The organism is Pseudoalteromonas sp. OOF1S-7, from assembly GCF_022347765.1.
Classification (GTDB): domain Bacteria; phylum Pseudomonadota; class Gammaproteobacteria; order Enterobacterales; family Alteromonadaceae; genus Pseudoalteromonas.
The window spans coordinates 226,619-234,298 of the sequence record NZ_JAKRFZ010000008.1; the positions used below are offsets into that span (position 1 = coordinate 226,619).

Here is a 7,680-nt window from a genome sequence, read left to right on the forward strand (position 1 = left end):
AGCATTATCAGCCCCTTAGGTGTGGGCGTTATGAGCACTGAGCAAGGAGTGTGCAAGATGGAAAGAGGTGTAATAGCGTCTCCAGGCATCATAAATAGGTTACCTAAAGGTTTTCAAATGGAACGTAGTCTTTCAATTGATGAACTACGTTATTATATTCTTTATTGGGATAAAGTTGTCATTCCCGGAAATAATCTTGTTTATATTGGTTTGCCTGAAGAAGAACAGTTAATTAAATCGGGTGCTGTTGAGCGACCTAGTGTTGGATTTACAGGTCGATTTGAAGGCGACCAAGTTACAAACGCCATTTTGTCTTGCCAAAGTGTTGTAGCACAAGAATTAGTCAAAGATAAAACTACTGACTGGGTTATTCACCAGCTAGGGGGAGAATGCCAATTCCCTAATGGATTCAATCAAAGAAGAAATATTATTCGTGTGGATCTTGCTTCTTCATTACCTGTTCCAACTGGTGATGTAAATATATATGAACTTTTAGAGTTTAAAGAAAAACGTAAAGATGAGCTTTATTCTCTTCATGCACACTTAGATGATTTATATGAGCAAGTTTTAAGTTCGGCTGATCAAGATTTAGCATCTAAAAGAGCAATTTCAGATTTAGCTAAAGCAATAGCTGATTTGGATTGTGTAACTAATGAGCGCTTTGATAAAACTGGAAAATTTGATTTATCAGCAGAACTAAATTTAAGTGGTAAAGATATTTCTGTTGGTGCAGCATCAGGAGCATTAATAGATTTTTTTGCAACAGGTATGACATTGCCAATTGCTACTATAGCAGGTGCTTTAATCTCAACAATTAAAGTGCAATCTAAAGCTACTAATACTTTTCAACCTGCAAGCAAAAATTCAAAACTTGCTTTTTTGGCAAATGCGAAAAGAGAAGTGTTGGTGTAATGTGCTCATAACAAGTGCCTAAACCAAGGGACGCAAAACAGCAGGCTTGCGCTCCTTCGTCGCTAATTTTAGCCTGCTATTTTGCGCCGGTTAGGCAAGCGTTACATGCCTCAATCAATAATGGAGTTAAATTAAATGAATATTGGTGCTGCAGGGTTAATGAAACTTGCAGAAATGATTTGTGGAGATGATCCATTCAATTTCTTTCCCTATAGAAGCTCTTCTTATCTTACTCGCTTCTTTGTTGATCTCGATTTGGATTATGTTCATGATGGTTCAACCCGCAGAGATTGGGTTCACGATGTATTAAAAGAGTTGAATGCCAAACAAGCACCTCAGCCAAACATGCCTTCTCCAGAAATGGTTAAGGTCATTGAGTATCTTTTGCATACAGATCATTTCTTGTTTAATGAAAATGTAGACCGAGAAAAGGCAGTAGAGGCTGTAACCACTTGCTTGAAAACATATGATTTAACAATTGCAACACACACCAATGGACTGGCTAAGGTTTGCCCTTCTCATGGTGAGTTCGTTTCAACATCTTTCGAAACGACACCTACAGAGAAGATAATCACATTCAAGCCAAGTGTATTTCAGGTTCCTAGTAAACCGCAAAATGACAGGTTGGTATCTGTTATGATGCCTTTTAATGCAGCTTTCTCTGGAACCTATGACGCAATAAAACAAGTTACAGATTATATGAATCTTGAATGCCTCAGAGCTGACGATATTTGGGACAACTCTACATTTATTCAGGACATATTTGATTTAATATTTTGTGCAAAGGTTGTAGTCGTAGATTTCACAAACAGAAATCCGAATGTCATGTACGAAACAGGTATAGCGCATACTTTAGGAAAAACAGTAATCCCTATCACGCAGTCCCTTGACGATATACCTTCAGATTTAGGTCATCATCGTGCTCTAAAATATCTGCCAAATGAGCAAGGCTTCAAAGATTTGAGTCGTGAGCTTTATAAAAGGCTGCAAGTTATTTATCAAACTGGCATGTAACAAGTCAATCCAGCCGACCGCCTTCGGCGGCTGATTGAGGCGTTAGGTGAATAATGATTACTCCAGAGATTTTTCTAGAATGGCCTCGTTATGCTATTGGGAGAGTTGGTCCAGGTTATTTCGGCTTTGTAGAGCGAGTCTATTGCTATGAACTCTACCACTTCTTAAGAGTGGCAATGTATGGGTATGAATGTTCACACGGCCCCATCCAAAATGTGTATCTTCATTCGGAATTTGTAAAAGTTGCCATTAGTGATGAGGAGGCAAGAAGGTTCGGGGTTTATCCATTAGGAAATCGTCGCTCTCCAGATTTTATACTCCATGAACCAAATACTACTGACCATCAGATTGCGGCTATGGAAGTTAAGACCAATCCAGATTTGAGTTATGCAGATTTTGTAGCTGATATTGAAAAGCTATCCGAACTAAGGAGTAGCTATAGGTATGGTTTAGTTATATTTCATTGTATTAATGTCGATCTAGGTCGCATACTGCAGCACATCACAAGATCTCAAGACGAATGGATAGTCCTAGACCCTGAAGTTTTGATTATTGCCAAGCCTGATAGCCATTTACCAATTCAGGAAGTATATCTTGGTGAATTACTGTAAATCACCTAACAAGCGCAGCCACTGGGACAAAGTTTCCGCAGCGCTTCAACTGCTGCGGGCGTTAGGCAACCATCAATGTCTGAATACTCCGTACTAATCCTGTATCATATGCTTAATTGGTGATATGAGGTACTTAAATGAAATTAATTGAAGATAGTGATATTATACAGCAGCTTAGTGAGCATCTTAACTCGCTTTTGTCAGTTGCAGATTTTGATCGAAAGAACGATGAATCAGCAAGTCCATCATTTAACTTTAAATCCGATGATCCGTTTTTCTTACCTATCGATGAGCCACTTAAAGAAATTATTTACCGATCTAGTTATAAACAGTTGGTATGTGAGTTAATAAAAAGAATACAAATTCCAGAGTCTTGTGTTGATATATTTAGATCTGAATTTGATGACGAGCTAGTTATGATTTTTTTAGTTTCTCTTAAATATTTAACACAGGGCGTAACTGTTGAAGAGCATGAAAAAGGTTATATAGTTCATTGCCCAATTATGATTTCAGATCTAATTATGCCAGTGTTGAGTAGACTTCATTCTGAAGTTACGTATACGTTTGGTGAGTTTTCTAGCTATATTGAAGCTGTAGGTGGAAATTCAAGCTCACTGTTCCTTAATGCCAAAGGGTATAATGCTGTTTCTCAATTCGTACAAATGTTTGTGGCGGATGAGTTAGGAATGCCAGATCGACCTGTATACCAAAATGCGGTGTTGCTATGAAAATAAACAAAATATCTAAGAGTCATAAATGGAACAGATATCCTGCATTTTATAATCTAAATGTAATGTATAATGAAGTACACTCTACCTGTGATGTTTTGTCTGTAAACAGAGAGTTAGGTGAAGATTATTTTATTGATTCATATTATGGTCGTGTTTACGACGCCTCTTACTATAGCAGTGTGGCAATATATGGTAAAAGTGAAAATATGAATTATTATGTCAACTCTATTGATCTAGATATAGTTGATGAGTTTAGGGTTCCATTTCGAAAGGTGCCAGTATTTTCGGTTTCCAATATTGATCAGGTACACTCTGTCATTGAAAAAGTTAGGCTCGAAAATGAAGGTTATGAAATTTTATTAAGAGGTCAGAATAAGCCATATTTTATTGATAGAGAGCCAGAAGAACAGGAATTATTCTACGGTGAATGTGGCATAAAAGAGCCATCTTTTATGCCTAGTCATTTAAGACACAATTTCGATGAAGTATTTTTGGAGTCTATGTGGCATAGCCAAGTGTCAATGCTGTTTAATGACATGGGTTATCAGTATCAAAGTGAGTTGTCACAACAAGAGCTGCAACTTTACATCAAAGATACGAACTATATTAGACATACTCATTTAGTTACACCTTTTTCTTTAGGTATTGCTCAACATTATGGGATGCCTAGTGTTGGGTTAGACTTGACCGATAACCTTGTAGTTGCCAACTGGTTTGCGTCTAATCATATGAATATAGGAGATGACGGTTTAACAACTACCACTAAAGTAGATTCATCATCTCATATCACATCGATGATTTATATTTTCCGTTGTCCTAAAAATACAGTTTTCGACTATAAAGTAGCAAAACCAAAAGTTTTCCCAAATAGCAGACCGGATGCTCAAAACGCTTGGTTTGGACATGTAGGTTGGGGTGAAGCTACTAATCAATTAGGTGGTTATCTGGTTTGCGCTTTTAAACTGACAGAATCCTATTTAGATAACTTACCTGAAGGTCTTGAAAAGGTGTTGTTCCCTAAAGTGGAAGATGACCCTATTCTGCAATTTTTTATGCGGAAGAAAAATAGCCCTCATTATGAAGGGGATGCAAAAAAAGCATTAAAAAGCATCTACCATTTGTAAGTGTTGTCTAAAGAACATAGGGGTCAGGTCTTGCATTGTGCACTTGATCATTGAACATACTCTTCCGCTCTTGATGACTCAAATGACAATATTTTTGACCCATTTTGCACCTCCAACATAGCTAACTTAAACTATAGTGGTGCACTTCAATTTAGAACATAGCGAGGGGAACATCGGGGTCAGGTCTTGCATTGTAGGGGGAACATCGGGGTCAGGTCTTGCATTGTGCACTTGATCATTGAACTTACTAGTCACATGCTGTCTCTTTAATAATTGCAGAGACAAGCAGTGAGCTTCTTGAAAATACCCAACCAGAAAAATAAGATGACAGTGTCAAGTTAGATGCCCTCAAAACCTAACTGTAAGCGTCGCCTAAACCCCACCTAGCTACTGAATACGCTCGACTTATAAAGTACAGCTCTGATCTCAATTCGGAGCTGAACATGCCTAAACACAAAATCGCGGAGCAATGGCTGCAACTTATTTTTTTGTTGGGTGGAAATAAGTTTGTTGGCTGGTTTGGACGCTAGTACCGAAGCTTTCTTTGTTATTATAAATGAATGGCGGGTGCTGATTTTGACGTATACAGACTCCAAGAATTGTGGAGTGGGGCATATCATCTTTAAGTACAGTTTGCTTGAATAGGTACAGGTAAAAGTGGTTTCCTATCAAGTCAAAACTCTCGTTATCTCTGAACTTTTAAGTCTCGTTTATGTCGCTTATTTTTTAAAGTCTCTCAATTTCAACAGGCTAGTAGTTTTACATAACGAGACCCCAAGTCTCGCTATGAACAAGACTCGGTTTTAACAGAGCAATTTTGGCTTGAGCTACAAGGGTGATGGTGCTAGGTTATTGTTTTTATTGTTAATAAGTGTTTTTGGTGGTCGGTTGGTTGGGCTTTGCGAGTGGAGCTTAACCGGTATTCACGCTAATAAACTGTTATATGTACTTTATCATTTTCTTATCGCCGTCAGTAAAAATCAGTTAAACGTCATAAGGACGTCAGGTATTTTGTATTCTAATTCTATACATTTAAACCCTTGTTGATTTATAGCAAGAACCAGCCAAGCAACTTTGAAATTTACAAGTGAGTGAATTTATATGAAAAATATTTTAGTTTTTTTGCTTTTGTTGCCTTTCTTCAATGTTGGAGCAAGTGAGCACAAATCATACTCTATGCCCGGGACGCAAGTTATTCCGATTAAAGATACTATATCGAATAAACAATACGAGCTACTCATCAAACTACCTGATGATTACGCGAAAAATAAGGATAAAAATTACCCTGCCGTTTACTTTACAGATGCCGTCGAGCACATCGCATTATTATCATCTGCCTCATATATGATTATGAAAGATGTAATTTTAATAGGTATCTCCTGGCAGAAGGATATTCCAGAGGATTTAAAGCAACAATATGGGGTTCATGTCAGCCGTTATATGGATTACACATTTAAGAAGACCATTAACCCAAGACATCCAAAAATAAAATTTGGCCAAGCTGATAGTCACCTGGCTTTTATTCGCAAAGATGTTTTTGAGTTTGTAGAAAGCAATTACCGAACCGAACCGAACAATCGAACCTATTTCGGTTTTTCCGCGGGTGGAACATTTGGTGTTTACGCACTAATGGTACAACCCGACACATTTAAAAATTACATTCTTGGTAGTGCATTGGACGAGGAAGTTCCTACACTCTTTGCTCAAGAACACCCCGCTTTAAAAAATACACAGTCTGCGATTAATGTCTTTACTTCTTATGGTGAATTAGAGAAAGAGCTAGGGCCATATGTCGAAGATTTTGTTAGCAAACTAAGAAATAAAAAATATAAGGGGTTAGCTTCAATAACGAACATTGTTGTTGAGTCCTATGGACATAGCGATTCGTCCCCTCTGGTGGCGGCACACAGTTTGAAATGGTTAAAAAGCTTGCAGTCAAAGTCAAAAGGTGATGAGTGATAGTTGGCTATTTGCTCCTTCGCTGAATATAATAAGCAATTCAACCGGACTAAAAACGGTGGGCTGTTCGTTTTGTTCCATTTTAGCCCACAATTTTTAGCCCAATAATTGGGCGTTGATATGACTCCCCACGTCAAGTAAAAATATGCAGATCCCTGCTCATAGATTCAGAGCCATCATTAGTTTTACTCGTTAAGCGAGTTAATGCCCTAGATGAAGCAAGTAAATTCGTCGGTTATCATGCTGATATTCTTGGTTTATTAGCCTAGAAGGTTAACATCGCCTGCCTTACTTGTTCCGTTGTGACACCTGTCTTCAATCTGGGCTCGTGGTTCAACGATACGTCAATATCGCTGCCATCCTAACGCCCATTGCAGAATGATGGTCCCTTGGGTGAGTTGATCAGCTGAAACATTAGTTGTATGGAGTTTTTTGGCACGGCCAGGCTCCGCCAGAACAACAGTCATCATTTGAAGATGGGGTAATGGCAATTCTACCCCAATAAGCGCTCACAATTAGTTAGGTTAGGGCGTCGCCTTTTTTGCAGGTGCTCACAGTATTTGGTCATGGCTTTTTGCCTGCCGACTGCACCGTGGAAGACTTTGGTAAATCGCGTGGTGAGTTTGAGCCAGTTTTCGGGCTCTATTTGCAATCTGGCGAGAATAGGCAGGGTATCGCTGATGTGGCCTCGCTTGTCTGCACGGATAGATCGACCTGTTAGTTCAATTAGCTCAATGTAGTATTTGAGTTCAAAGGGCAGCCCTTTGGGCATGTTTTGCCTTGGGTTGCCAGCAAAGCGCAGAAGGTTCTTTGGTTGTTTGCCATGCTTGGCGTGTTCAATGCGTTTTTTGATACTGGTATGGTCAGAGGTTTCAGGTGTGCTGGCCATTTTGGCCCGGATAGGGTTGAGGTCAACGTAGGCCATACAGGCGGCAAGCGCCGCTTCATCAAGTAGCGCCTGGGATTTAAACCTGCCCTCCCAGAACCGGCCTTTACAGTCATCTTCTTTATTTGCACGGCGCGCAATGTCTTCATTCAGTACACGCATAAACCAGCTGATGCTCGCCAGTCTTTCCCGGTATTTGTCGATAATATCGCCAAGCACAATACGCTCGGACAGATTAAGCTCGTTACCTTCAATGAACTTGTGTGTTAGCCAGTTTCCCTTAAATAGCTTATGCCAGCGGATAACGATAGCCTTGTCAGACAATCGGTTGGCTTTTTTGTCATCAACATACAAAACGATGTGAGTGTGATTGCTCATTACAGCGTAAGCGCAGATATCAATGCAGAAAATGGTGGCCAGCAGGAGCAGTTTATCTTCAACCC

General features: G+C 39.2%; 7 protein-coding genes. 6 read left to right on the forward strand and 1 reads right to left on the reverse strand.

Features of this window, described 5'->3' with window-relative positions; genetic code table 11:
* The first annotated feature begins 57 nt into the window (after positions 1 to 57).
* The 6 genes from MHN33_RS13660 to MHN33_RS13685 all read left to right on the forward strand — a co-directional run bounded on the left by MHN33_RS13660 (position 58) and on the right by MHN33_RS13685 (position 6,351).
* Positions 58 to 912 (forward strand): DUF6236 family protein, encoded by an 855-nt coding sequence (locus MHN33_RS13660; RefSeq protein WP_239398517.1) that lies wholly within the window; start codon positions 58 to 60, stop codon positions 910 to 912.
* Positions 913 to 1,047: 135 nt separating this feature from the next.
* Positions 1,048 to 1,926: a hypothetical protein gene (locus MHN33_RS13665; RefSeq protein WP_239398518.1), complete on the forward strand. Its 879-nt coding sequence runs from the start codon at positions 1,048 to 1,050 to the stop codon at positions 1,924 to 1,926.
* Positions 1,927 to 1,979: 53 nt separating this feature from the next.
* Positions 1,980 to 2,537: a hypothetical protein gene (locus MHN33_RS13670; protein ID WP_239398519.1), complete on the forward strand. Its 558-nt coding sequence runs from the start codon at positions 1,980 to 1,982 to the stop codon at positions 2,535 to 2,537.
* 137 nt (positions 2,538 to 2,674) lie between these two features.
* Positions 2,675 to 3,265: a hypothetical protein gene (locus MHN33_RS13675; RefSeq protein WP_239398520.1), complete on the forward strand. Its 591-nt coding sequence runs from the start codon at positions 2,675 to 2,677 to the stop codon at positions 3,263 to 3,265.
* A complete protein-coding gene (locus tag MHN33_RS13680; protein ID WP_239398521.1) occupies positions 3,262 to 4,392 on the forward strand; it encodes a hypothetical protein in 1,131 nt (376 codons plus the stop codon). Before MHN33_RS13675 ends, MHN33_RS13680 begins: the two co-directional genes overlap by 4 nt.
* A 1,101-nt stretch (positions 4,393 to 5,493) precedes the next feature.
* Entirely contained in the window at positions 5,494 to 6,351 is an 858-nt protein-coding gene (locus MHN33_RS13685; RefSeq protein ID WP_239398522.1) for an alpha/beta hydrolase-fold protein, read from the forward strand.
* A 493-nt stretch (positions 6,352 to 6,844) separates the two neighbouring features.
* On the opposite strand, the gene MHN33_RS13690 is transcribed toward MHN33_RS13685, so the two are convergent.
* Positions 6,845 to 7,680 (reverse strand): transposase (locus MHN33_RS13690; protein ID WP_239398523.1); only part of this gene is annotated, 836 nt, incomplete at its 5' end.

Coding starts and splice junctions, on each gene's coding strand:
- MHN33_RS13675 (WP_239398520.1), top strand. CDS start 2,675: ATGAAATTAATTGAAGATAGTGATATTATACAGCAGCTTAGTGAGCAT.
- MHN33_RS13685 (WP_239398522.1), top strand. CDS start 5,494: ATGAAAAATATTTTAGTTTTTTTGCTTTTGTTGCCTTTCTTCAATGTT.
- MHN33_RS13670 (WP_239398519.1), top strand. CDS start 1,980: ATGATTACTCCAGAGATTTTTCTAGAATGGCCTCGTTATGCTATTGGG.
- MHN33_RS13660 (WP_239398517.1), top strand. CDS start 58: ATGGAAAGAGGTGTAATAGCGTCTCCAGGCATCATAAATAGGTTACCT.
- MHN33_RS13665 (WP_239398518.1), top strand. CDS start 1,048: ATGAATATTGGTGCTGCAGGGTTAATGAAACTTGCAGAAATGATTTGT.
- MHN33_RS13680 (WP_239398521.1), top strand. CDS start 3,262: ATGAAAATAAACAAAATATCTAAGAGTCATAAATGGAACAGATATCCT.